Origin of the sequence: Chryseobacterium sp. MEBOG07 (genome assembly GCF_021869745.1) — a bacterium.
Lineage (GTDB): Bacteria > Bacteroidota > Bacteroidia > Flavobacteriales > Weeksellaceae > Chryseobacterium > Chryseobacterium viscerum.
Map to the genome: position 1 here is coordinate 1788293 of NZ_CP084579.1, position 24097 is coordinate 1812389.

At 35.9% G+C, this 24097-nt stretch carries 25 protein-coding genes; 11 read left to right on the forward strand and 14 right to left on the reverse strand.

The genetic code is table 11. From position 1 onward, the window contains the following. Positions 1-12: 12 nt before the first annotated feature. Together LF886_RS08205 and LF886_RS08210 are read left to right on the forward strand one after the other, a co-directional pair. Positions 13-1116, forward strand: a complete 1104-nt coding sequence (locus tag LF886_RS08205; RefSeq protein ID WP_124533771.1) for an HlyD family secretion protein — start codon at positions 13-15, stop codon at positions 1114-1116. 143 nt (positions 1117-1259) lie between these two features. Then, the gene (locus LF886_RS08210) at positions 1260-2837 is read left to right on the forward strand and encodes a DHA2 family efflux MFS transporter permease subunit (protein ID WP_124533769.1); all 1578 of its coding nucleotides are present in this window, start codon (positions 1260-1262) and stop codon (positions 2835-2837) included. A 246-nt stretch (positions 2838-3083) separates the two neighbouring features. Here LF886_RS08210 and LF886_RS08215 read toward each other — a convergent pair whose 3' ends face one another. Next, positions 3084-3572 carry an HNH endonuclease gene (locus LF886_RS08215; protein ID WP_236853661.1) on the reverse strand — a complete coding sequence of 163 codons (489 nt, stop codon included), beginning with the start codon at positions 3570-3572 and terminating at the stop codon, positions 3084-3086. Between the two features lie 363 nt (positions 3573-3935). Here LF886_RS08215 and LF886_RS08220 point away from each other — a divergent pair, with 363 nt between their 5' ends. Beyond that, positions 3936-4532: a hypothetical protein gene (locus LF886_RS08220; RefSeq protein ID WP_236853662.1), complete on the forward strand. Its 597-nt coding sequence runs from the start codon at positions 3936-3938 to the stop codon at positions 4530-4532. A 365-nt stretch (positions 4533-4897) separates the two neighbouring features. Here LF886_RS08220 and LF886_RS08225 read toward each other — a convergent pair whose 3' ends face one another. The 3 genes from LF886_RS08225 to LF886_RS08235 are packed head-to-tail and all read right to left on the reverse strand — an operon-like array spanning position 4898 to position 7275. Further along, positions 4898-5911: a TQO small subunit DoxD gene (locus tag LF886_RS08225; protein ID WP_236853663.1), complete on the reverse strand. Its 1014-nt coding sequence runs from the start codon at positions 5909-5911 to the stop codon at positions 4898-4900. Between the two features lie 54 nt (positions 5912-5965). Next, positions 5966-6322 carry a hypothetical protein gene (locus tag LF886_RS08230; protein WP_236853664.1) on the reverse strand — a complete coding sequence of 119 codons (357 nt, stop codon included), beginning with the start codon at positions 6320-6322 and terminating at the stop codon, positions 5966-5968. Positions 6323-6360: 38 nt separating this feature from the next. After that, complete coding sequence (locus LF886_RS08235) at positions 6361-7275, reverse strand: alpha/beta hydrolase (protein ID WP_236853665.1); 915 nt, start codon at positions 7273-7275, stop codon at positions 6361-6363. A gap of 166 nt (positions 7276-7441) precedes the next feature. Here LF886_RS08235 and LF886_RS08240 point away from each other — a divergent pair, with 166 nt between their 5' ends. Then, entirely contained in the window at positions 7442-7759 is a 318-nt protein-coding gene (locus tag LF886_RS08240; protein WP_236853666.1) for a MazG-like protein, read from the forward strand. Further along, positions 7759-8319: a DNA-3-methyladenine glycosylase I gene (locus tag LF886_RS08245; RefSeq protein ID WP_236853667.1), complete on the forward strand. Its 561-nt coding sequence runs from the start codon at positions 7759-7761 to the stop codon at positions 8317-8319. The genes LF886_RS08240 and LF886_RS08245 overlap by 1 nt, the downstream gene beginning before the upstream one ends. A gap of 200 nt (positions 8320-8519) precedes the next feature. Here the strand turns inward: LF886_RS08245 and LF886_RS08250 are convergent, their stop codons facing one another. Continuing rightward, a complete protein-coding gene (locus LF886_RS08250) occupies positions 8520-8897 on the reverse strand; it encodes a winged helix-turn-helix transcriptional regulator (protein ID WP_124533753.1) in 378 nt (125 codons plus the stop codon). 91 nt (positions 8898-8988) lie between these two features. Between LF886_RS08250 and LF886_RS08255 the strand changes: the two genes are divergently transcribed. Continuing rightward, positions 8989-9519, forward strand: a complete 531-nt coding sequence (locus LF886_RS08255; protein ID WP_103233027.1) for an NAD(P)H-dependent oxidoreductase — start codon at positions 8989-8991, stop codon at positions 9517-9519. 46 nt (positions 9520-9565) lie between these two features. Here LF886_RS08255 and LF886_RS08260 read toward each other — a convergent pair whose 3' ends face one another. The 6 genes from LF886_RS08260 to LF886_RS08285 all read right to left on the reverse strand — a co-directional run bounded on the left by LF886_RS08260 (position 9566) and on the right by LF886_RS08285 (position 15158). Continuing rightward, the gene (locus LF886_RS08260; protein WP_236853668.1) at positions 9566-10018 is read right to left on the reverse strand and encodes a hypothetical protein; all 453 of its coding nucleotides are present in this window, start codon (positions 10016-10018) and stop codon (positions 9566-9568) included. A gap of 2 nt (positions 10019-10020) precedes the next feature. Beyond that, complete coding sequence (locus LF886_RS08265; RefSeq protein ID WP_236853669.1) at positions 10021-10494, reverse strand: hypothetical protein; 474 nt, start codon at positions 10492-10494, stop codon at positions 10021-10023. Continuing rightward, positions 10495-10995: a DUF2199 domain-containing protein gene (locus LF886_RS08270; protein WP_236853670.1), complete on the reverse strand. Its 501-nt coding sequence runs from the start codon at positions 10993-10995 to the stop codon at positions 10495-10497. A 9-nt stretch (positions 10996-11004) separates the two neighbouring features. Further along, complete coding sequence (locus LF886_RS08275) at positions 11005-12474, reverse strand: FAD-dependent oxidoreductase (protein ID WP_236853671.1); 1470 nt, start codon at positions 12472-12474, stop codon at positions 11005-11007. 33 nt (positions 12475-12507) lie between these two features. After that, positions 12508-14094 carry a patatin-like phospholipase family protein gene (locus LF886_RS08280; protein ID WP_236853672.1) on the reverse strand — a complete coding sequence of 529 codons (1587 nt, stop codon included), beginning with the start codon at positions 14092-14094 and terminating at the stop codon, positions 12508-12510. A gap of 164 nt (positions 14095-14258) precedes the next feature. Then, positions 14259-15158 (reverse strand): CorA family divalent cation transporter, encoded by a 900-nt coding sequence (locus tag LF886_RS08285; protein WP_236853673.1) that lies wholly within the window; start codon positions 15156-15158, stop codon positions 14259-14261. Positions 15159-15231: 73 nt separating this feature from the next. Between LF886_RS08285 and LF886_RS08290 the strand changes: the two genes are divergently transcribed. Further along, complete coding sequence (locus LF886_RS08290) at positions 15232-16254, forward strand: 3-oxoacyl-ACP synthase III family protein (RefSeq protein ID WP_236853674.1); 1023 nt, start codon at positions 15232-15234, stop codon at positions 16252-16254. Between the two features lie 170 nt (positions 16255-16424). Here the strand turns inward: LF886_RS08290 and LF886_RS08295 are convergent, their stop codons facing one another. Continuing rightward, entirely contained in the window at positions 16425-17504 is a 1080-nt protein-coding gene (locus tag LF886_RS08295; RefSeq protein ID WP_317207667.1) for a thioredoxin family protein, read from the reverse strand. Continuing rightward, the gene (locus LF886_RS23900; RefSeq protein WP_262913045.1) at positions 17453-17584 is read right to left on the reverse strand and encodes a hypothetical protein; all 132 of its coding nucleotides are present in this window, start codon (positions 17582-17584) and stop codon (positions 17453-17455) included. The genes LF886_RS08295 and LF886_RS23900 overlap by 52 nt, the downstream gene beginning before the upstream one ends. A 605-nt stretch (positions 17585-18189) precedes the next feature. On the opposite strand from LF886_RS23900, the gene LF886_RS08300 reads away from it, so the two are divergent. Beyond that, entirely contained in the window at positions 18190-19515 is a 1326-nt protein-coding gene (locus tag LF886_RS08300; RefSeq protein WP_236853675.1) for a tetratricopeptide repeat protein, read from the forward strand. Positions 19516-20861: 1346 nt separating this feature from the next. Here LF886_RS08300 and pruA read toward each other — a convergent pair. Then, entirely contained in the window at positions 20862-22487 is a 1626-nt protein-coding gene (pruA, locus tag LF886_RS08305; protein WP_124533731.1) for an L-glutamate gamma-semialdehyde dehydrogenase, read from the reverse strand. Between the two features lie 408 nt (positions 22488-22895). On the opposite strand from pruA, the gene LF886_RS08310 reads away from it, so the two are divergent. The 3 genes from LF886_RS08310 to ureB all read left to right on the forward strand — a co-directional run bounded on the left by LF886_RS08310 (position 22896) and on the right by ureB (position 24097). After that, positions 22896-23261: a hypothetical protein gene (locus LF886_RS08310; protein ID WP_152289875.1), complete on the forward strand. Its 366-nt coding sequence runs from the start codon at positions 22896-22898 to the stop codon at positions 23259-23261. 153 nt (positions 23262-23414) lie between these two features. Continuing rightward, entirely contained in the window at positions 23415-23717 is a 303-nt protein-coding gene (gene ureA / locus LF886_RS08315) for an urease subunit gamma (protein ID WP_103232561.1), read from the forward strand. Between the two features lie 11 nt (positions 23718-23728). Further along, positions 23729-24097 (forward strand): urease subunit beta, encoded by a 369-nt coding sequence (gene ureB, locus LF886_RS08320; protein WP_047378418.1) that lies wholly within the window; start codon positions 23729-23731, stop codon positions 24095-24097.

Here is a 24097-nt window from a genome sequence, read left to right on the forward strand (position 1 = left end):
ATCGAAACCAAAATGGAAAATAATAATACACAGGCAATTGAACCTAAAAAGAAAAAAAGTTTAGTTTTTCCTATCATTTTAGCGGCAGTAGTAATCGGAGGAGGAATCTACGGTTACAGAGCCTTCACTTACGGACAGTATCATGAAGAAACTGACGATGCTCAGATTACTTCCAATATGGCTCCTGTAATTTCTAAAATCTCTGGCTATGTAGCTCAGGTAAAGGTAAAAGATAATCAGTTTGTAAAGAAAGGAGATACTTTGGTGATTTTGGATAACAGAGATCAGAAAATGGCTCTTGAGCAGGCTCAGGCAGCACTATCTACAGCCAAAAGTAATATTTCAAATGCAGAAGCTACTACAACGGCTACTTCAAAAAATATCGGTTCTTCAGAAGCTGCTGTAGTAACTGCTAATGCTCAGATAGAAGCAGCGAAAGTAAATATTTGGAAAACTACTCAGGATCTGAAAAGATATGCTAATCTTGTGAAAGACCACTCTATTACAGAACAGCAATATGAGCAGGCTCTGGCTGCAAAACAATCAGCAGACAGACAGCTGCAGGTTTTGATTGACCAGAGAAATCAAATTGCTCAGCAAACCCATATTGCTTCTTCTCAGACAGCAGCAAGCTCCCAACAAATCAGTGTTGCAGGGTCTGTGGCAAAGCAGAGAGAAGTAGATGTTGAAAATGCAAAATTAAACTTATCATATACCGTAATCCTTGCCCCTGAAGATGGACACGTAGGAAAAGTATCTACTCAGGCAGGTCAGTATCTGCAGGCTGGATCACAGTTGTTTGCTTTGGTTAAAAACGACCAGAAATGGGTAGTGGCCAACTTTAAAGAAACACAGGTTGATAAGATGGTAGAAGGACAGAAAGTGAAAATTGAAATTGATGCTTTTCCTGACCAGAAATTTGATGGAGTAGTAAGCTCTTTCTCTCCGGCTACAGGAGCTACTTTCTCTATACTTCCTCCGGATAATGCGAGTGGTAACTTCGTAAAAGTAGTTCAGAGACTTCCTGTGAAAATTGATTTTGTAAATCTTGATAAGAATATTGCAAAGAGATTGAGAACAGGTATGAACGTGAAGGCAGAGGTTGCTTTGAAATAACATTTAAAATTGTTAAAAGTCAATGAACTTCGTTTTTAATAGTGAATCAGTTTTTATAGTCATTTTAATATAAACTGCTTTATAATTCACGATTCACTTGCGAAGCAAAATTCACCATTGATTTTTTACATCGTAAAAAACTTATGCAAGATTCATTAGTAGAATATGGAGCGCGTAGAGTGATCATTACGATTACTGCTATCCTTTGTGCCCTTCTAGAAATTGTAGACTCCACGATTGTCAATGTTGCCTTGAATGAAATGAAGGGGAATCTTGGATCTACACTTTCAGAAGTGGGATGGGTAATTACGGCTTATGCCATTGGTAACGTAATTATAGTACCGATGACAAGCTGGCTTTCCCAGCAGTTTGGGCGTAGAAATTACTTTGCGGCATCCATCATTATATTTACCATATTTTCATTTTTATGTGGAAATGCGACCAATATCTGGGAACTTGTGTTCTTCAGATTGATGCAGGGAATCGGTGGGGGAGCCTTATTGGTAACTTCACAGACGATCATTACGGAATCTTATCCGATTGAAAAAAGAAGTATGGCTCAGGCTATTTATGGTCTGGGAGTAATTATCGGCCCTACCTTAGGTCCGCCTCTTGGAGGGTATATCGTTGATAATTTCAGCTGGCCATATATTTTCTATATTAATATTCCGATCGGAATTGCGGCTACTTTGATGACACTTCAGTTTGTAAGAAGTCCGAAATATGCAGAAAAACGTAAAGTTTCGGATGTCGACTGGATTGGAATTGGTTTACTGGCAGTAACGGTAGGTTCATTACAATTCATTCTGGAAAGAGGACATGAAGAAGACTGGTTTGAAAGCGGAATGATTGTAGCATTTACTGCAGCGGCAATTTTAGGATTTATATTATTCCTTTGGCGGGAACTTACCTTTAAATATCCGATCGTTGAGCTCAGGGTACTTAAAAATAGTAACTTAAGAATCGGAACAATGATGTCATTCGTGCTTGGATTCGGACTTTATGGTTCCACGTTCATCGTTCCACTCTATACACAGAGTATTTTGGGATGGACGGCACTTCAGTCAGGAGCATTGATGATTCCCGCTGCATTGACAACTGCCTTTATGATGCCTATTATCGGTAGACTATTAGCAAAAGGAGCCAAACAGCAGATCCTGGTTTCATTAGGACTCTTTATCTTCTTTGTCTATAGTTTCTGGGGCTATAAAATTCTGACACCAGATACCAGTAAAGATGCCTTTTTCTGGATGTTGATTGTAAGAGGAGCAGGTCTTGGATTATTATTTATCCCGATTACCTCTTTATCACTAAGTACCTTGAAAGGTCAGGAGATTGGTCAGGGAGCAGCCTTTACAGGAATGATGAGACAGTTAGGAGGATCATTTGGTATTGCTGCCATTACAACATTTATCGCCAATGCAGGTCAGAAATACAGGAATAATCTGATTTCCCATCTGGACGAAAATAGCTTTGAAGTTCAGCAGAGGCTGGCTGCCCTAAAGGCAAGCTTTATCGCAAAAGGAAAAACACCTGATGAAGCTATGAATGCCGCTTATAAAATGCTTGATTTATCTGTAACCAAACAGGCAACAGTATTGTCCTATATGGACGTATTTCTTTACCTCGGAATCGTATTCCTGATATGTATTCCGTTTATCTTACTCGTAAAAGAAAGGAAAAGCAAAGAAAAAATAGATTTGAGTGAAGCCATGCACTAAATTTTAAAAAAAAACCTTCGAAATTTTCGAAGGTTTTTTTTATTTAGTCCTTTATATGTATGCCAACTGGACTATTAGCAAATATGCAATTATTAAAGGAGTACATTGTCGGGGTATTAAAATTCAAAAAGGTTGGCGAGAATTCAACAATTGAACCATTAACGTAGTTTTTTCCAGCTATATTAATTTCTTCGTTTTCAGCCCATATTTTTAAGATATAATTATCATTCTCTGTATTACTTATAGTTATTTCATTTTTTTAGATCTAATTATAAAATCCGACTGAGCCCAATATCTATTTGCAGACATCCAAAATATTAGATAACCTTGTTCATTATAGAATCTACAATTTAAAAGTATATTATTATTTACTTTTTGTAATCCCAATATATTTTCTTTATTAATCATTATCAAAATTGGAACATTTTCAAAAAAATTATTTCCTAATTTTACTCTTAAAGTGTTAATGTCAAACTGTATTCCTCCAGATAGTCTGTCTCCTTTCAGGTGAGTTGACTTTCTCTTAAGTAAATCGGATTCTGAAATTTCATTTTTATGAACCTGCGTATGACAATTGGGACACAATAAAATTAAATTGTCAACTTCATGCTTTCCTCCTTTTGAATATTCCTCAATATGATGACGTTCAGTTAATTTTTCACAACACCAAGCACATTCAAAAAAATGCATTTGAAATACTTTATCACTGATTGGTTTAGGTATATGTCTACTCATATTATCTGTAAGTTTTCTAATTAAATATTTAAATATAAACTATTTAACCTTAATGTACTTTTTAAATAAATTAATATCACTTATTGGAGAATTTATTTATTTTTTTAGTTTTACATAACCAAATGAAAAAATATGAATAGATTCCCTCAACCCCAAAATGCCTTTTCAAAAAGTAGAGTCTTACGATATTACAGGACTTTTATCTGAAGAGTATTTGTATCTCAGCTTATCGTATTTTACCCTTTACGATGCTTTTATACCCATAAATGTAATAGTCTTTTTTCCTAAAGGTTGTTATTACTACTATTTTTTCTTTCATACTAAACTTAACCATGATCTCAAAATACTTACAAAACATTAAATATGAATCAAATACAACTTCCGGAGACCTATTTGGCATTATCAGATTTCAGGGAAAATGATATTTACCTTCCTGAAATGAATCAGGCCCAGATTATTTCAGATTTTTTCCCAGGAACTTTTACAGAGCTTACTCAACGCTTGTCAGATATTACAGGAGCGTTTTATGGAGGCATGCTCAAGCAAATCGGAAAGCTTTACGGAGCAGAAGCTATTGAGCAGCTTTCCAGTATTTTTATGTATGATCTCGGATCAAGAATGGCACTGAGGAACCTTGAAGCAAAACCTAATCTGCAGCCCGGTATTCCGGCTGTGGCAAAAATATTGATAGGAGCAGTTTTTACATCCAGTCCCGAATATAATTTTGAATTTAAAGAATTAAATGATCACAGAGGCGAATTGCTGATTAAAGGAGTAGACCGTTACCATAAAATAACGCAGAGCCTGCAGATTGCAAGTTTGCTGAAATGGCCGGTCATAAAGCCTTTCATACAGGGAGTTTGCGATACCATGGGACTGGATGTTTTACTTGAAATAAAAGTCCTGAAGCTTGATCCGGACAGCTCATGCAGTTATCATATCATTGTCTCAGAAAAATAGTAATGAAAATAATAATTTCAAATATCAAAAAAAAGCGGACTTTAGTCCGCTTTTTCTGTAAATGAATATCTAATGGCTTTAGTCAAAGTGCATAAAGCATCTCGCAGATTTTGCTAATTCTGCAGATCTTAATTTTAATAAAATCATAATCATGGAGAAAAAATTCAATAGGAATGGGCTTTAGCCCATTTACAAAAGAACAATACCTTCAATTGGCTTTAGCCAAAACATAAAATCACACACACTTTAACGATAACCTTATCAAAAATATCAGCAGTATTCAATTTTATCGGAGATAAAATCCTTGCGTTTTATAACATATTTATATGAACTTTCTGCGCCTTTGTGTACACTAACAAAATATTTTATTCAATCCTCTCTATCCACTCAATACCACTTACATCAATCAGTTTCAGGGCATAAATTTCACTTTTCAAAAGAATGTCATCAATATTCAGAGTTAAATCCGCCTTTGCTCCCAACGGAATAACAAGACTGTGTTTTCCTGGTTTTACTTTGGTAACGTAATGGTTTTTTATATTGTCTTTAGAAAAATCGGAAAGTTCTTTATGGTTCAATTCTTTTAAAATATTTCCGTTTTTGTCCAGAATATGTATGCCTATCAGAAAAGAACCATAGACATCAGCACCTTCCGTTCTGTACACTTCAAATGTCAGATCCGAATTGCTATGGGAGATATTTGATATTTCCAGCTTGGGTTTTACCGATTTATTATGTAAGGTTCCCCATACACCTCCATGGAAATATTGATTGGTAAAAAGAGTTAATCCGAATATAATGAGCGAGCCCGCAAAGACAATCGTTTTAGGTTTTGAAACGGGCAGATCTCCCGAACCCAACCATGGGAACCATTTTTTTTGAGTAAAGCTCTTGTTATTCTTTATGAAATAATAGTCCATCGAATATGGACCGCTTCCGGTAAGAAACAGAACAAATCCGCCTGCGACTCCTAAAACCCCTATCTGCCACTCATCAAGACAGGTTGTGCCCAGCCATCCGGATCCTAGCAGGATTCCAAGGGCAAGACTGAAGATCCCGATACTCATCAAGCGGGTAAATAATCCAAGGATAATCAATAATCCAACAATGGCTTCAATGATGGTGAAAGTAATCATGGATCTCTCTAAAGCATCCGGATGGGTAACCAGATATTCAATAATTGGTTTTATTCCGAGGGCATTGGGTAAAAAATGATTGAATTTTTCCCCGATATATCCCTGTTCATCGGGAATAAGTTTGTTTTCAAGGATAAGTCTGCGCCAGAAAGCTGAAAAGTAAGTCCATCCGATAACCATTCGGAGAGATAATGTATATAATCCGGCCAGGTCCGAAGACGGGCTGTTTATGGTATGTTTCATTGAAATTAATATTGTTATTGTAAAAAACTGATTTTTAATGAGGTTTAAAAAAGTTTAAACCAGATTAAGTTTCAGTCTTTTAAATAAAATATATTTCGGTGGGCTGTTTCCTGTAGAATGCCCTGAATATTGATTGAAAAAAATCTTCTCTTCAAAAGAGTTCCCAGCAGCGAAATAAATACCGGATAAGGATTCTTTGTATCTGCATTGAGCTCTAGCTTTTGAAACTGATACCCCGGAAGAAGCAGAAGCCGCATCACAGCTGAAGGAAAGAGATGAGGTTGTTTTTACTTTATTGAGGCCGCTGATGTACTGAATGTCAAAAATATCAAGAACATTTCTTTTGACAGAACATGGAGACAATGAAAACACCAATATAAGCATCGTAATGACAGCTTTATAAGTTTTCATATGAAGTCCTGAATGGGGCATAATTACAAATCTACACTTTATTTTAATGTAAGCTTCATGAATTGTAGGAAATCGTCCTGCTGATCTACAAATAAGTAATGGGAGCAATTATCAATACGCTTGAAATTTTTCTTTCCGACCATATTTTTAAGATCATTCAGCTGGTTTTCTGAAAATATTCCATCATTTTTACCATAGACCGCAAAAACGGGAATTCCTTTTTTCCGGATGTCTTTTAAAACAGCGGTATTATCCAGATTGTTCTGAGGTTCATTTTGATAAAACTTCAAGGGAGAATCGGGGTTTCTTATATTGTTTTTGTAAAATTCACCTGCTTTGTATTCATTCCTCAGCATTTCACTTTCGGGGGTAGGATGGGGCATATCGAAGAATCCCAGTTTTCCGGCCATATCATAACATCTTTTTCTATAGGCAGCAGAATTTTTGTTCAGACTTTCTATTTCCGATATTTCTTTGAGCTGGGCAGGATCATTTTTAAAATGTTCTTTAGCTTGTTTTAAAATATGATTATAGGTTTCCTGCTGGGTAAATAATGCACCTGCAAGAGTCAGACTGTTTACTTTATCAGGAAATTGTGCCGTAAATAGAGTTCCGATAATTCCGCCAAAGCTGTGGGCAAGAATATTGGCTTTTTTGATGTTATAAGTTGTGTAGATTCCTTTTAAATCCTCAAAACTTTCTTTGAATGTCATGGTTGCATTTTCATCCTTTGAACGCCCTTCACCGCGTCTGTCATAGACAATGACATAAAATCCTTTGTCAGCAAGATGTTGAGCCGTTGTTCCCTCAAATAAAGTTGCATTTCCGCTTGGCCCGCCATGAATAAAAATCAAAGGCGAATTTTTCGGATTTCCATACGCTTTAGAATATAAATTCTGTGATTTAAAAAACATTGAACATATGATGAAAAGAATGGAAAACAGTGATTTCATGATGGTTTTTTTGAGCCCTCTAAACTACTAAATATTCTCTGAGCAGAAGAAAATAAAGTGATCTGAATTATTATTACATTTAAAAATTGAAAACACTACTGACGGACAGTTGTCATAGTTTCGGTTTATCTTTACACTCTCAAAGCTTACATAAAAACAACAAAATATGGACACCAATAATTTTGATACCATCATAAAACGTTCCTTAGACATCAGAGAAAAATATCATCAGTTGGAAATAAAAGGCAACGGAAAAGAATGGACTCTGGAAGAAGATGCTCTTGCTTATCTTACTGATGCGGGATTGGTAGGAAGAAATGTAATGTCCCATCAGAAAACATGGCTGAAAAAAGATTCAGCGGAAGAACTTGAACATAAATTAGCAGAAAATATCTGGTGGCTGATTGTTCTGGCAGATCGAACAGGAATTGATATTAAAGAAGCGATGGAAAATTTTTTAACTAAAACGGAAAATATATTCTAATGAGTTATTGTTTAGCAATAGAAGGCATGCAGCCTGAAAGCAGAAAAGAACTGCACAAAAATTACCATGACAACTATTATGGTTTTCCTATTCATGATGATAATGAGCTGTTTGGAAGACTGATTCTGGAGATCAATCAGGCAGGATTAAGCTGGGAAACCGTTCTGAAAAAGGAAGACAGCTTCAGAAAAGGCTATGATCATTTTGATATCCAGAAAATAGCGGCTTATACAGAAGAAGACCGTGAAAGATTGCTCGGTGACCCGGGAATTATCAGGAATAAACTCAAAGTGAACGCTGCGATAGAAAATGCAAAAACCATCATTGAACTGCAGAAGGAATTTGGCTCATTTGAAAAATGGCTGGAACATCATCATCCCAAAACATTGCAGGAATGGATGAAATTATTCAAAAAAACCTTCAAATTCACAGGTGGAGAGATTGTCAACGAATTTCTTATGAGTACCGGATATTTGAAAGGTTGTCATACCGAAACTTGCCCTATTTACGTGAAGGTATTGGAAAGTAATCCGTTATGGAATAAAATGGAAGATAAATAGAAAACTGATCAATATATAATTTTAAATTCCTGCGGAATGATAATCGGAGTACTTAGGTTATTCGCATATTTCATCATTCTGTAGGAATCTGGCTTTATCAATTTTTATAAAAAAGATTCTATTAATAGCCATATCCAATATATCTAATATCTTTTTGGCTTGCCATTACGATTAATTCCAGATAAAATGTATCTAATTCCTCAGTCATTCTTTGAAGCTTTTTTCATCAATTCCTTATGCTCATTTCCCCATTTTTCAAACTCCAGGATAATGGGTTTCAGTTTGTATCCTATTTCTGTAAGTTCATATTCTACCCTTGGCGGGACTTCTGCATAGACTGTTCTGGTAATAATCTTGTCTTCTTCCAGTCTGCGAAGCTGAAGCGTAAGCATTCTTTCGGTAATGTTCTGAAGCTTTTTTCTAAGTTCCCCGAATCTCATTTTCCCATTGATCAGATAGCAGCAGATGGCCAGTGCCCATTGCCCTCCGATCGTGTTGGATGCATAGATTTCCGGACATTCATCAGCAAGTGCCTTTTTATTGGCAAAATTGGTTGAAGTTTCCTTTATTTTAGTCATTACTTACATTTTTTATAGTACCATACAATAGGTTGCTAATGTACGAAATGTAAGTTACGTGTTGTAATTTTGTAGCAGAAATTTAAACATAATGAAGACCTTAGTAATTGTTACACACCCAGATATTGAAAAATCAGCCATTAATAAAAAATGGATTGACGAATTGAAAAAATACCCTGAAAAATATACCGTTCATCAACTGTACGAAGCTTATCCTGATGGAAAAATCAATGTAGCAGAAGAACAAAAACTGATGGAATCTTATGACAAAGTTGTATTTCAGTTTCCTTTTTACTGGTTCAGCAGCCCACCACTTTTAAAACAATGGCTGGATGAGGTAGTTTTGTATGGCTGGGCGTATGGAAGCAACAGTGGTTTTAAACTAGCCGGAAAGAAAATGTCACTGGCTGTCACTGCAGGAATAGATGAGGAAGGATACTCTACCTCCGGAGAATATAAATATACGATGAATGAGCTTTTCAGACCTTACGAACTGACTTTTGATTATATAAAAGCAGACTATAAAGAACCTTTCGTCTACTATGGAATTGAAAGAGATTCTTCCGATGAATGGATCAACAGAAGTGTTCCGATGTATCTGGAGTTCTTGGATAATTTATAATGATATAAAAAGTAGGTTGAAACCTTGAATTTCCAATGTGTTCAGCCTACTTTTGAATATATTCAAAAGGTTCCACATTCCAGTCCTGCACATATTTTTTTATCGTATTACTGTCAATATTAAAAGGAACATCCTGATATTTCCAGCCTTTTGAAGGAACTTTTAAATCTATAAGATAGTTTTCAATCGAGTAGATGTCAAGTATCGCTGAATTATTAGGTTTTATAGAATCAAAAATGATAAGGAATTTGTCTCCTTTTTGATAAGAAAAATTAGCAGTTTTAGAATATGTAATACCATTAACATAATATTCATAATCTATTCCCACCCCATTATTATTTTTATAATGCCAGTCTGAGGTGGCTTCTCCAATTGTATATTTAGGGTCTTTGAGTATGTTATTAATCCCCAGATTAGCACTGATTAAACAGAATATAATAAATAGGAAAACGGCTATCAATACAATAATATGAAACTTTTTTAAAATAAATTTTTTCATACTCAATTAATATATTTTTCATTGAACTTTTGTAGATCTACCGCCTGTTCCTGAAAATACTCTTTAAACTTATCTGAAAGATTTTTGTCTTTAAATTTTACAATAGTGTACCCGCTATCAAAAGCAATAATTTCTACAATACTTTCCTGAATAAAAAAATGATTAGGTTTCCAAACACTTGTATCTTCAGCAGATAATCCGGATATTAATGAAGTATCGGGTTCAATATTATCTTTTACAGCTGATATTATTCCCCAAATTATCTGAGTATCGCTGTGATACAGTTTTTCAAATTCCGGATTATTCAAAATAAAAAAATCTTCATCAAAGTTAATGGGAAGCGGCTGATCTGGCATAAAATCTAAATCTGCCAAAATCCATTTATAAACAATGAGGTCATCCCATATAGGTTTCAAAACCTCCTGAAGATTAGTATGATATTTTACCTTTTTGGTACTTCTGATAATCCAGTTCATTTATTCTCTGTTTAAAACCCTGTTGATTCTCTTCTCAGCCTCCTCCTTTGTAATTCCATTATGAAAATCATCTACAAACGGATGGTCATAGCTTTCATGCGGAAAAACAAACGGCCGGCCGATAGCATTGTTTACCACCACTGTTGTCGGAATACTTTCTTCAAAATCATAATCCGGAAGGTAGGTAGAAAGCCATCCGAAATATTCAGCTTCAAATTCCTTATTGTCATAATTTGCAACATATTCATCAAAGTTCTTTTCACTCAATGACACCCAGATTCCATAATCCAGATCCCTGCAGTCATCTGTAACTTCCTGTATAAGAACAGTACGGATAAATCTATGAGTATAGTCAGAATCTTCCACGACACACAAATCTGAACTGAGCTCAGCATTTTTTAATTCTTCTTCGGATAAACACGAATAGAAATAGGGTTCATGATAGGCGAGTGCAGGCCAGTCTTCCTTTTCTTCCCCGCAGCATTGGCAGATGTATTTCATATTGTTGTTTTATTTATAATGTTGGTAAAATTTATTATCAAAAAGTTCCTGAGGATCATACTTCCTTTTCATTTCAAAAAAAGATTCTGCCTGCGGATAGACCTTTCTCATTTTCTCTCTGTCAATATGAAGACGGTAAGGAAGATAAAAAGTACCCTCGTTTTTCAGGGTAATATCTACCAGTTTGTTGGTGAGAACTTTCATGGCTTTTTCCTGCTTCTCTGTTTTCTTCTGGTTAAAAAGTAATACAAATCCGAAAACATGCTCTCTGGCGTAATTCATATAGCTGTCTTCATCCTTATTCACTGCACGGATGGTGATATTCAGGAGATCCAGCCCGGAGTTTCTCAAAACGGGTTTTATATCTTTAATAAACTGATTAAAATTTCTATCCGGAATAAAATACTCCTGCAGCAAATCTGTAGAATTTGGGTCTTTATTTTCAATGAGGGAAACATGATCGTTAAGGAGCTCATTTCTGGAATAAACAGCATCTTTAGTCATTTTATTCATTCCCGTTTCCAGATCCCATCGCAGCCTTTTTCCGTATTCGCTGTTTACGGTACTACGAAAAACAAGACGTTTCGTTTCAGCGTTTTTGGCATTTTGAAGGGGGAGTGGTAAAGGCTTTTCATCTGCTTTTTCAAAATAATTGATGGTAGCTTCTTCAAGGAAATGTTTATCAGAAATTCTCAGTCTTCCGAAAACAAGATTAACATTCGGATTTTCAGAAATAAATTTTTTGTAATAATCGGTATAATGATCAGAACTCAAACGGACATATTTATACTGAAGAGCAAGGTTGTCAACCACTTTTAATTTCACATCAAGAATAATCCCGAAAAGCCCATAACCACCGATTACCAGTTTAAAAAGCTCCGGGTTTTCTTCCCTGCTGCAATTAAGAATTTTCCCACTTTGATCCATCAGTGAAAACGAAACTACACTAGACGAAATGGGAGGAAGATTTTTTTGCCATCCGTGACCGTTGACACTCATAGATCCGCCTACTGAAAAAGAACTGAAAGCCTGCATTACGGCGATAGACTTTCCATGTTTGTCCAGATATTTGATAGCGTCTTCCCAAAGCGCACCGGAACCGATGGTAAGAATGTTGGTCTTTTCATCCAGTTCCATATGTTTATAAGGGAGCATATTTAGCAGGATGCCGTCAGGGTAGATGGTATGTCCGCCCATACTGTGCTGAGCCCCGGCAATAGAGATTTTTAAATGTTTTTCTTTAGCATATTTCAGGATCTGACGAAGCTGGTTTTCAATTTCAGCTTTAGAAGCAGGAACTTTAATCAGCGTATCAATTTTTGTTAAATTTAGCTGGCTTGCATCATTCGTATATCCTTTGGGAATTTCGTTTTTAATACCAGATTCACTCCATTTTGTTTTAAGAACATGAACAACCGGAATAGCAATGAAAATAAGGACCATAACGATCCCTAATATAAAAAAATGTCTCTTTTTCATGGAAATTTAAAAAGCTAAAATACTTAAAAATCCTTATCCCACCGTAGGTGTATCCTCTTCTTTCAGTATTTTTTTATCCTTCATGGTAAGCATCATTCTTTCATATTTGTATTTTTCCCAATTGAATCCGTTGAGAAAATCAAGAGCAGCCTGAAAACCTCTGTTGAAAAGCTCTTCCTTTTCTTCTCTTTTCATAAAGAAATTCAGCCAGCTGCTGGTACCGCAGTTCACGGTTTGTATGCTGTACAGTTTATAGAAAGTATGTTTCGTCAAAAATGTCTTATCATTAAAACCTTTCAAGGTATTGATGATATTTCCGGCATAGCTGAACGGGGTTTTAAGAATTTCTTCACTGGTTTTTCCTTTTTCAGAAAGGATATCAGAATCACTCGTGAGCTGAACTCCGAAAAGAGGCATTCTGGGATAGAAAACTTCATCCGCATGAAACAGATCAATTGGGAAATTAGAAATACTGCCTCCATCAATGAAAACCCCTGCGGGATTAATATCTTCCGGCTTGGTATTCATCCAATATTTCCAGGCGTATTTTACAGAATCTTCGTTTGTATTGATTTGTTTCTGAAAAGGCTCAAAGAAAAAAGGTACCGCCATAGATGCTCTTACAAACTCAGCCGGGCTGATGTGTTTCAGTTCTTCTTCGGACCAGTAGAGATTGGCCATAATCGGAAGCTGTACTTTAATTTTAGCATTGATATCAGTGGTAATCACAACATAATCAGACTGAAGAAGGTAAAACGGATTGTTTTTATAATAATCATTATTGACAGCACTTTCATAGAAAATTCTATATCGGGTCTGATCAATATGTTCCTGATTTTTGATTTTAATCTTTTCGATGCTTTGCAGGGCAATCAAATAGTATTCCTGCCCGTTTCCATAGCGATAGTTGAGGTTGAGGTCCGTTTCTTTCTGAATGAATTTTTCGTTGAGGTGGGTAACCGTTTTTATTCCAAAATGATCCAGTGCGCTTTGCATGGTATTCTGAAAAACGTTTCCGGGATTAAGACCACTGTTTTCTTTCCTGAAATTGTTGTACAGCTTTTTAATGCAGAAAAAAAGAATGACAGCCGGAATCAGAGGAATCAAAAACATCAGTTTGGCATTCAGTATAGTTGTTGAAGGTGCCAGAAAAGGAATGCTAACCAGAATAATGAACAGGATTGCGGCAATAACAGCATTGATCTTAAAGAAATCTTTGTTGTTCAGCATCGCGTGGAGCGTTGTTTTTACATAGGTTTTCCCATCCATAAAATCTGAAAAATCCCAGCTGAAGAGAATATCTTTAATCAGTTCGCTTTTGGCTTCTTCTTTGGTTTTACAAGCAGCGATAAGCATGGTATTGATTGCTCCTGCACTCGTTCCTGCCACTTTCAGAAATCGGACACCGAATATTTCCAATCCATAAAGATAACCCACCAATGCACTTCCCCAGACACCACCACCTTCCTGTACGAATTCCACATATTGATTTCCTGAATGATCCAGCAGATCAGAAAATTCTTTTGCTGAAATAGTCTCATGCAAAGCAATCAGTTTTTCCTTAGATGCCTGCGAAAGAGAATGATCTTCCAGAATGGTGTTAAGGTTTTCAGGGGTCATGGTATTTTGTTTTGAGGGTGTGTAGTCCTTGCGGGCAGAGGAGAAGTGATCTCTAATCTAAAATAGTCAGCGGGTTTAAATGTTATTGGAGATAAAATCTTTGCGGCTTAAACCCACAGATTATTTTATATTCTTATGTGCCTTTACGTTCATATAAAAATTAATTACCACTGTTTTCGCCTCACATAAATAAACGTACTGATCATAATAGTAGCCATGACTCCTAACGTTATAAAATATCCATATTTATGGTGAAGTTCAGGCATATTATCGAAATTCATCCCATAAACCCCAGCAATAAAGGTGATTGGTAAGAAGTAAATAGAATAAATAGCCAGAACTTTCATGACCTGGTTAGCCTTTTGATCCGAAAGTGCCAGGAACATGGAAATAAGGTTGGTAATCTGAATATTTAAATGATCAAAATCTGCCACTACATCTTTATGCTTATCCTTTAAATCTACAATTTCGGAATCCTGAAGATTCAATAATTTGAATTTATCGATCGCATCCGTAGAAATTATCAGTACTCGTGAATTCAATCCTGATTTTCGTTTCAGCTTATAAAGACGGCGGATCTGGCTGGTATGATTGGTGTTTTTAAGGAAAATCTCATTCTCTATATTGTCCATCGTTTCGAAAAGACTCAAAGATTCGTCGTCAAAACTTTTCATAATCAATATAGCGATCATCAGAATGATTTGCTGAGGAGTAAGATCTTGCTGAATCATTGAAACTTTTTTCTTCACCTCGGAGATACTTCTTGTTTTCATCCTGTGGATGGTAATAATGGTATTATCTACCAAAAAGATCCCGATCTTGGTGCTGATATCGCTGATCGTATTCAGATTCTTTCTTTCTAGTTCTGTACTTTCACGGAGTAGGAAGAATTTTACATTTCCGTCTTCTTCATATTTGGGAAGGTGATTAGGATCCATAGTATCTTCCAGGAGAAGATTGTTGATTTCGTATCTTTCATGAAGAAATTTCAGGTCTTCTGCAGTGGGAGCCTCCACATCTACCCATTCGCACTGGGAGGTTCTGTATATCGTATCAATTGGCATAAAGTAAAAATACTAATATTTTGAAAAAGTATGTGTTAAATAAGTTTTATCTTTGCCAAAATTAAAAAACTATATGATTAAAAGTACAATAAAAGGTGTGGGATTTTATGTTCCAGATAATGTTGTTACCAATGATGATCTGGCAGAATTAATGACCACCAATGATGAATGGATTACGGAAAGGACGGGAATTAAAGAAAGAAGGCATCGTAAGAATAGAAACGATTCTCAGGAAACGGCTGCTTATCTAGGATTTAAAGCTTCTGAGAAAGCCCTTGAAAAAGCTGGTCTTACCGCGAAAGATATTGATTATATTGTTTTTGCAACACTTTCTCCGGACTATTATTTTCCTGGATGTGGAGTATTGCTTCAGGATATGCTGGGATGTGATACCATCGGAGCTTTAGATGTAAGAAATCAATGCTCAGGGTTTGTATATTCTATGAGCGTTGCCAATGCTTTTATTAAATCGGGAATGTATAAGAATATTCTTGTTGTAGGAGCAGAAGTTCATTCTTTTGGATTGGATTTTTCTGATGAAGGAAGAGGGGTTTCTGTAATCTTTGGAGATGGAGCAGGAGCAGTAGTACTTTCTGCTACAGAAGATGAAAAAGCAGGAGATATATTAGCTGTAAATATGCATTCTGAAGGGAAATATGCAGATGAATTGTGCACACAGTTTCCGGGTTCTAAGTTCGGATGGAGTGACAGGATGAGAAAGGAACCTGAGAATGTTACCAATAAAGAAGTGTATCCTATTATGAACGGAAACTTCGTTTTCAAACACGCAGTAACAAGATTTCCGGAAACGATGATGGAAGCCCTGAATAAAGCTGGAAAAACCGTTGAAGATCTTGACATGTTTATCCCGCATCAGGCCAATCTGAGAATTGCTCAGTTTGTTCAGCAAAAATTTGGTTTACCGGATGATAAAATTTTTAATAACATCCAGAAATACGGAAATACAACGGCTGCCTCTATTCCGATTGCTTTAAGTGAAGCGATTGAGCAAGGGAAAATCAAAAGAGGAGATCTTGTACTTCTTTCAGCTTTCGGAAGCGGATTTACGTGGGGAAGTGTCCTTTTTGAATATTAATAGGTAAAAGAACCCTCTGGTTTTCACTGATACCACAACTGGAAATGTGAAAATTCTCTTCCTCTGAAGGGGTGGCGAAAGTTCAAAGAATTTTTGACGGAGTGGTTCAATAATATAATAAAAAACCCGCAGAACTTCAGTTCTGCGGGTTTTTTATGGTGTATTACTTATTAAAGACTTTTCAATAATTTTTCTGTATCAGAAGAATCCTGTCCGGTACTTTTTGCAAGTTCAATAGACTTTTCAGCCCACATTTTTGCATTTTTCTTGTCGCCAACCTTATTGTAAAGATTAGCTAAAGTATCTGTATTGGCAAAGTTCTCGTCTTTCTTCACAGATTCCTGTGCCCAGCTGATTGCTTTCTCAAGAGACGTTTTATTGCTTACATTTTCAAAGAAGTTCCATGCAAGAGAATTCAACTCTTCAGAACCTGCTGCAGAATAATCTTTGTAAATGTCAAGAATCAATTTTTCATATTCAGGAATATCTTTATTCTTTAAAGCTCTGTTGGCTTTCATTCTTTTTAAGATCTTGTCCGCCTCTTCTTTGCTCAGGAATTTCTGAGTTTCAGCCATAAAATAGCTGTCATTCCACGTTTTGGTATCTGCGTTATATGCTTTTTTGGAAACGGTATTCAGTTTGATATTTTTGTCGAACTTTTCATACTTATCTTCCGGGAAGAATTTAACGATATCTGCTTTTTTATCCTGGAAAATCTTGTACAAAGGGCTGTCTGTAGTCTGAACTCCCGAAAGAAGCATTTGAATATCTTCCTGGTCTAAGCCTGCTTTCTGCTGAAAATAACGGTTAAGTACTTTACCGGCAAACTCAGCATCATTATACATGGTAAGCCCTGCAAGATTCTTTAAAAACTCAGGATCTTTTTCTCCTTTCTCAAACTGCTGCTTCAAAGAAGTCAGTCTTTTGTTAGGATCTTCAGCATCCTTCGCAAACTGGATAAAGTCTTTCTCTTCAACATATCCTAGCGTTCTGTGTACAGCTTCACCATTTCCATCAATGAACAGGTAAGTAGGGAATGCTTTTACATTATATTTTTTTGCCAGTTCAATTCCTTCTCCTTTTTCCATATCAATTTTAGCATTGATAAAGTGAGAATTATAATAATCACCTACAGCCTGAAGGGGGAAAATGTTTTTCACCATCAGTTTACAAGGTCCACACCATGAGGCATATGCATCTATAAAGACCAGCTTTTTTTCTTTTTTGCTTTGGCCAGGATAGTGGCAAATTTGCCCTCTTCAAATTTAATTCCCTGCGCCCATACAAGGGCTCCTATGAATATGGAGGAAAGTATAGCTATTTTTTTCATAAAAACTTTTTATTCCATGCAAATGTAATAAATATGATGACACATAAGCCGTCCATATTGAAAATAATTATACAGGAACCTTACTTTTAAAACAGATATCAGCTCATATGAAAGATAATCATCTATTGTTTTAGTATAATTGTTAAAATTAATGTAAAATGCTGTTTTGGGTTAAATGATTAAATTTCAATATTATATTTTAATAAAAAATAAAATATCACTAGTTTTGTAAAAAACAAAAAGACACTCCCTGTTAAAGTAATGATGAATTATTATAAAATAAAAATAATAATTTGTTTTTTTATGTCTAAAAATCTTCTGAAATTTTTGTTTTTGCTGGCAACAGCTATCCCCATATTCGCTCAGAAAAAAATAACTTTGATCTTATCTGTGAAAGAACCTCTTCTGTTACAGCTTATAAGGATTTACCCAAAGCGATCAAAACTGCAGATTCTCTTTATCTGTCAGCACAAACGCCTTCAGAGAAAATAAGATGTCTTGTTCTTTCTTCGGAACTTTATCATCATGCAGGAGAGCTTAAAAAAGCAATATGCTATAGTGAAAATGCCCATTCTGTAATCAATCAGGCAAATGATCCGGAATGGATGGCTGTAGTAACCCGATTACTTGCCAGACAATATAGACAGGTAGGGTTATACGAAAGGTCCAAAAAATACATTGTAAAAGGGCTGGAAGCATCAGGGAAGATCTCTGATTTTCAGAAAAGTAATGAGGCAGCAGGATTATTGAATCAGGAAATGGCCTTCTATGAAATGGAATTGGGCAATTATTCAAATGCAATACGATACATTGAGTCATCCCTGAAATATTTTGAAAAAATAGACAGCCGTAATGAAGATAGAACGGCAGCCGCTTCTTATCAGGTGTTGGGAGATGTTTATTTTAAGCTTAATGAATATTCCGTTTCAGAAAATTATTATAGAAAAGCTGAAGGACTGCTTAAAGATGGCAGCTGTACATTGGGATTGGTCTATAATGGGCTGGGAGGTATCCGTTTGAAGCAGAAAAACTGGAAAGATGCCGAATTATATCTTAAAAAAGCTGAAAAAATAGCAGATACCTCCAGAAGTCTTAAGCTTAAAAAAGCAGTATATTCTAATATTAATGATTACTATGAAGGAACGGGGGACAATTTCAAAGCTTCTTTATATGCGGTAAAATATGTAAGGATGTATGACAGCATTGCTGCCCGTAACCAAAGTTTCACCATGAAAGGTCCTGAGATTTCTAAAGGGAAGACTAATAAAAAGAACGGACAGATGAATTTGGTGAAGAATGCTGCTATTATTATCCTGTTTATATCGTTGGTTGGCTTACTTATTTTCTTCAGAACACAGCAGAAAAAACAGCGTTCAAAACTTAGAAATATTATAAGAGCTCAGTTGAATATGATCAGTAAAAGGAATAGTCACCCTTTAAAACAATCCGGTGGTTCTGAGTTTTCCAATATATCCGTGGAAGAAATTGACGAAAAAGACTCTGAAACAGACCGAAAACGTAATGATTCATTGATGACCTCCGAAACAGAATCAAAACTGCTCGAATTGCTGGAAGAATTTGAAAAGGGAAACCTGTATAACAATAAAGGAATGTCCCTGTCTTTTCTCGCAGGCGAGCTGAATACCAATACAAAATATTTGTCTTATGTCATTAATCAGCATAAAAGTGCTGACTTTAAAACGTATATCAACCGCTTAAGGATCAACTATATTGTAGACAAAATGATCAATGATGAGAAGTATAGACAGTATAAAATAAGCATCCTTGCTGATGAATGCGGCTTTTCTTCACACAGTAAATTTGCTGCAGTCTTCAAAGCGGTTACAGACCATTCTCCATCCGCTTATATTAAATATATTGATGCTGAAAATCAATCAGATAAAAATGTTCATTTTCCCGAAAATGATTAAAAAGAAATGTTTTTTTTAATTGTATCTTACCATTTTCGTGAAAATGAACAACCTATTGTTTTATAGGAAAGCCTTGCTATCATATCTTTGCGCCAGCTTTATAAGGGATGAATACAAATACAACAACGGTTGAACTCTTTTATTTTTGAAAGGATATTACATCTTCTGAAATAAAAGAGTGGTAACACAAACTTCAATTCCCATTTTTAACTTCTAACGAAATATTCTGATTCAGAATATTAATCATATCTCATAATCGGGGTTGATTGCCCGGTTTTTTTTCAGTCAAGTTTTTTTAAGTGCAAATCCACAGAAGTCTGTGGATTTGTGATTTTATTTAACTTTTGTATTGTCGGGTTTTGTTTTTGAAGTATCAGAGGCTGCCGGTGAAGGGATTGAATTGGCCACAGCAGAATCACCCATTCTGTTTCTTAAAGAATCTTTGTTGTGAGCATCTTTATATTCCTCTCTTTTTCTTTGTTTTGAGCACAGCTTCCTAAGAAAAGAAGTCCAAGAACTGCTCCTATCAATATTTTTTTCATTGTAATACTATTTTAATGTTGATGTTAATCAAATATAATCATTTAATTAAAAGATTAAAAGATTAAAAGATTAAAAGATTAAAAGATTAAAAGATGTTATTATCAAAATTCAATAGGGGTGGGCTTTATCCCGGCCACTTAAAAAAACAACACCTATCTACTGGCTTTAGCCAAAACTTAAAACTCAATAAAGACACGGTCACTGACCTTTTTATCCTTCTATCTTCACAATAAAAAAATCTGCAGCGCTTTCATCTGCAGATTTTCCATTTTAAATTGAATGTATATTAATACTATTTGACGGGTGATGTCACCGTAGAATCTTTTTTAATCTTGATACTGTCAGGATTTGTCTTCTTTGCAGTCAGAGTATCAGTGGTGGCAGGTGATGCGCTTTTTCGTGCATTATCTACCGTCGCTGAATCACGGCTGCTCGATGACATTGTCGATTCTTTGGTTCCACAGCTCACTGCGAATATTCCTATTCCAACGGCCGTTAGCAATAACTTTTTCATACTATTTTATTTTGGGGTGTGTAAGTGATTAAAAATCAACAATTATTCCTAAGAGGGTATGGGAAGTCGTAAAGTATAGGTAAAGTTTGTTAAAAGATGTTAGGTAGGAGGTGGCAGGGATTAGGGGTGGGAGAGTTTGAGGGTTAGAGGGTATTAGGGTAAAGAGCCTTTCTAACTACCATTAACCTTAAATGTTAAACCTCTAATCCCGCACCCCATTCCACAAAAAAGCCCCGAAACCGAAATTCCGAGGCTGTTAAATCATTTATCAATGATCATTTATCGTTTATTATCCCAGATATGGATATTTGTAGTTTTTTGGAGAAACGAATGTTTCTTTTACGCTTCTTACAGACGTCCATCTTAGAAGATTCATTTTAGAACCTGCTTTATCATTTGTTCCTGAAGCTCTACCACCACCGAAAGGCTGTTGTCCTACTACGGCACCTGTTGGCTTATCGTTGATGTAGAAGTTACCTGAAGCATTTTCTAACGCTTTAAAAGCCTCATTGATAGCATAACGGTCTTGAGAAAATACAGAACCTGTTAATGAATAAGGAGAAGTAGAATCTACAAGTTTCAGCGTTTCTTTCCAGTCCTGATCTTCATATACGTAGATCGATAAGATTGGGCCGAAGATCTCTTCTACCATACTTTCGTAGTGAGGATTTGTCGTTTCGATTACTGTTGGGTGTACGAACCATCCTTTAGAATCATCAACTTTTCCTCCGATCGCTACAGTAGCTTCACCTGAAGCATTTGCTCTGTCGATATATCCTTTACATTTTTCGAAAGAATTTTTGTCGATTACTGCATTTACGAAGTTAGAAGTATCTTCCGGAGAACCTACTTTGATGGTACTCATCTGAGCCTCCATTACTTTTTTCACATCAGCCCAAAGAGACTTAGGTACGTAAGCTCTTGAAGCAGCAGAACATTTCTGTCCCTGGTATTCGAAAGAACCTCTTACCAGTGCAGTCGCTACGGCTTCTACGTTAGCAGAAGGGTGAGCAATAACAAAGTCCTTACCACCTGTTTCTCCAACGATTCTTGGATACGTTCTGTAGTTATGGATATTGTCACCGATCATTTTCCACATTCCCTGGAATACTTTTGTAGACCCAGTGAAGTGAAGACCTGCGAAATCACGGTGAGCCAATACTTTTTCAGCAGTTTCTTTTCCATCTGTAAAGATCATGTTGATAACCCCTGCAGGAAGTCCTGCTTCTGTCAATACATCCATGATTACTTTTGCAGAATATACCTGCTTGTCAGAAGGCTTCCAAACCACTACGTTTCCTAACATGGCCATACAAGTCGGAAGGTTCCCTGAAATTGCTGTAAAGTTGAACGGAGTTACTGCAAAACAGAATCCTTCTAATGGTCTGTACTCTACACGGTTCCAGATTCCATTGTCAGAAACTGGCTGTTCCGAATACATTTCTGTCATGAATTCTACGTTGAATCTTAAGAAGTCGATGAACTCACAAGCAGCGTCAATTTCAGCCTGGTGTACATTTTTAGACTGTCCGATCATCGTTGCAGCGTTGATCACATCTCTGTAAGGTCCAGCCAAAAGATCAGCTGCCTTTAAGAAAATTGCTGCACGCTGTTCCCAGCCTAGTTCATTCCAATCGTTTTTAGCTGCCAATGCCGCGTTGATAGCGTCATCCACATGCTGCATACCACCTTGGTAGTAGAATCCGAAGTCATGAGCATGATCCTGTGGAGACTGAAGCTGTACTTTTGTATCAGTTTTTACTTCTTTTCCATTGATAATCATTGGGATTTCTACCTTTTCAGCCCACATTTTTTTATAAGTGTCGATAAGGCTCTTAACTTCTGGAGATCCCGGTTCATATGAATTTACCGGCTCGTTTACCGCTAATGGTACTTGCGAAATTGCTTTTGACATATTACGTTTTATTATTTTATTAAATTAAATAAGATGTGTATACAAATTTACGATAATTATAAGGAAAGAAAAAAATACCACCTGATTTTATGGAATAAACTTTATTCTTCAATAATCATTAATAAATAGTGGTTTTTTAACATCTGCTATTGAAAATAGAAGATGTATTTATTCGATATTTTAAATAGAAGGAGAAAATGATGTGAACGATCTTAATCATAAGAATAGAAACAACAAAATATTTGTCATAGTTCATAAATGGTGATTAAGTGTTGTAAATAAAGGATTTATGGCGAAATGTTAAAAATGTATAAAATTGCATTTGTTGCGATTTTGAACATTTTAAATAATTTTTTTGATAGCCGGAGTTTTAAGATTGTTCTAATTTTACACCATTATTAATCAGGTATGAAAAAAAGAGTCTTATTTTTCTCTTTTGTCTTATTTTTCTCAGCGTTGTGTGCAGGTCTTTTTGCACATAAAGGGAAAACTCAATCCTATCCTGATGTCCTTTCAAAAATACATCTCCTTCAACAGAAATCCGATCAGCAGACTCAGCCTGAAATGTATAGTTTCACAGATGCTCAGGATGTACAGGATTCCAATGACTGGGAGAAGGTGAAATTTGATTACTCAGTACTTGCACAGCAGTGGTTACACTATTTCTTTGCAGGCTACACTTATAATACACAGGTTGCGGCTGTTCAAAACCGTATTTATTTTACAGCACCAAGATACATTCTGTATCATTCTCTGCAGATAGCAGGCTGCTAATCCCTTTTTGAGATTTTAATGATCCATTATGGTTTGTATTCATGTAAATACAGATCCGTAAGAGTCATTCCCATTTTACATTTTTGAACATTTCTATTTGCCTTACAGAAAGGTGAACAGGATAGTGTTTGTCCAATTTTAAATAAAAATATTATGCACTTAACACCGAGAGAAACGGAGAAGCTTATGCTATTTCTGGCAGGCGAACTCGCTCTAAAAAGAAAGGCAAGAGGCCTTAAATTAAACTACCCAGAATCAATTGCACTCATCAGTCACTTTTTGCTGGAAGGAGCAAGAGATGGAAAAAAAGTAGCTGAATTGATGCAGGAAGGCGCTCATCTTCTTACCAAAGATGATGTGATGCCAGGCGTTTCAGAAATGATCCATGACGTTCAGATTGAAGCCACTTTCCCGGATGGGACTAAGCTGGTAACCGTACACAATCCAATCCGCTAATACTATTGATGATGATACCAGGAGAAATTTTTGTAAAAGAAGGTACAATTATCTGCAATGAAGGCAGAGAAACTGTAAAAATAAAAGTAACCAATACAGGAGACCGTCCTATTCAGGTAGGTTCACACTTCCATTTTTTCGAAGTCAATAAAGCCATGAGCTTTGATCGCGAAAAAGCTTTCGGAAAGAGACTGAATATTGTAGCAAGTACTGCAGTACGTTTCGAACCGGGAGAAGAAAAAGAAGTGGAATTGGTAGAAATAGGAGGAACCAAAAAAGCAATGGGCTTCAACAACCTTGTCGACGGACAGGTAGATTCTGAAGAGCAGAAAAAAGCAAGCCTTGCAAAAGTTGAAGAGTTAAACTTTAAAAATCACTAA

Bases quoted from the DNA above. Each gene is read 5' to 3' on its own strand.
- LF886_RS08205 (WP_124533771.1), top strand. From the start codon at position 13: ATGGAAAATAATAATACACAGGCAATTGAACCTAAAAAGAAAAAAAGT.
- LF886_RS08210 (WP_124533769.1), top strand. From the start codon at position 1,260: ATGCAAGATTCATTAGTAGAATATGGAGCGCGTAGAGTGATCATTACG.
- LF886_RS08215 (WP_236853661.1), bottom strand. From the start codon at position 3,572: ATGAGTAGACATATACCTAAACCAATCAGTGATAAAGTATTTCAAATG.
- LF886_RS08220 (WP_236853662.1), top strand. From the start codon at position 3,936: ATGAATCAAATACAACTTCCGGAGACCTATTTGGCATTATCAGATTTC.
- LF886_RS08225 (WP_236853663.1), bottom strand. From the start codon at position 5,911: ATGAAACATACCATAAACAGCCCGTCTTCGGACCTGGCCGGATTATAT.
- LF886_RS08230 (WP_236853664.1), bottom strand. From the start codon at position 6,322: ATGAAAACTTATAAAGCTGTCATTACGATGCTTATATTGGTGTTTTCA.
- LF886_RS08235 (WP_236853665.1), bottom strand. From the start codon at position 7,275: ATGAAATCACTGTTTTCCATTCTTTTCATCATATGTTCAATGTTTTTT.
- LF886_RS08240 (WP_236853666.1), top strand. From the start codon at position 7,442: ATGGACACCAATAATTTTGATACCATCATAAAACGTTCCTTAGACATC.
- LF886_RS08245 (WP_236853667.1), top strand. From the start codon at position 7,759: ATGAGTTATTGTTTAGCAATAGAAGGCATGCAGCCTGAAAGCAGAAAA.
- LF886_RS08250 (WP_124533753.1), bottom strand. From the start codon at position 8,897: ATGACTAAAATAAAGGAAACTTCAACCAATTTTGCCAATAAAAAGGCA.
- LF886_RS08255 (WP_103233027.1), top strand. From the start codon at position 8,989: ATGAAGACCTTAGTAATTGTTACACACCCAGATATTGAAAAATCAGCC.
- LF886_RS08260 (WP_236853668.1), bottom strand. From the start codon at position 10,018: ATGAAAAAATTTATTTTAAAAAAGTTTCATATTATTGTATTGATAGCC.
- LF886_RS08265 (WP_236853669.1), bottom strand. From the start codon at position 10,494: ATGAACTGGATTATCAGAAGTACCAAAAAGGTAAAATATCATACTAAT.
- LF886_RS08270 (WP_236853670.1), bottom strand. From the start codon at position 10,995: ATGAAATACATCTGCCAATGCTGCGGGGAAGAAAAGGAAGACTGGCCT.
- LF886_RS08275 (WP_236853671.1), bottom strand. From the start codon at position 12,474: ATGAAAAAGAGACATTTTTTTATATTAGGGATCGTTATGGTCCTTATT.
- LF886_RS08280 (WP_236853672.1), bottom strand. From the start codon at position 14,094: ATGACCCCTGAAAACCTTAACACCATTCTGGAAGATCATTCTCTTTCG.
- LF886_RS08285 (WP_236853673.1), bottom strand. From the start codon at position 15,158: ATGCCAATTGATACGATATACAGAACCTCCCAGTGCGAATGGGTAGAT.
- LF886_RS08290 (WP_236853674.1), top strand. From the start codon at position 15,232: ATGATTAAAAGTACAATAAAAGGTGTGGGATTTTATGTTCCAGATAAT.
- LF886_RS23900 (WP_262913045.1), bottom strand. From the start codon at position 17,584: ATGAAAAAAATAGCTATACTTTCCTCCATATTCATAGGAGCCCTTGTA.
- LF886_RS08300 (WP_236853675.1), top strand. From the start codon at position 18,190: ATGGCTGTAGTAACCCGATTACTTGCCAGACAATATAGACAGGTAGGG.
- pruA (WP_124533731.1), bottom strand. From the start codon at position 22,487: ATGTCAAAAGCAATTTCGCAAGTACCATTAGCGGTAAACGAGCCGGTA.
- LF886_RS08310 (WP_152289875.1), top strand. From the start codon at position 22,896: ATGAAAAAAAGAGTCTTATTTTTCTCTTTTGTCTTATTTTTCTCAGCG.
- ureA (WP_103232561.1), top strand. From the start codon at position 23,415: ATGCACTTAACACCGAGAGAAACGGAGAAGCTTATGCTATTTCTGGCA.
- ureB (WP_047378418.1), top strand. From the start codon at position 23,729: ATGATACCAGGAGAAATTTTTGTAAAAGAAGGTACAATTATCTGCAAT.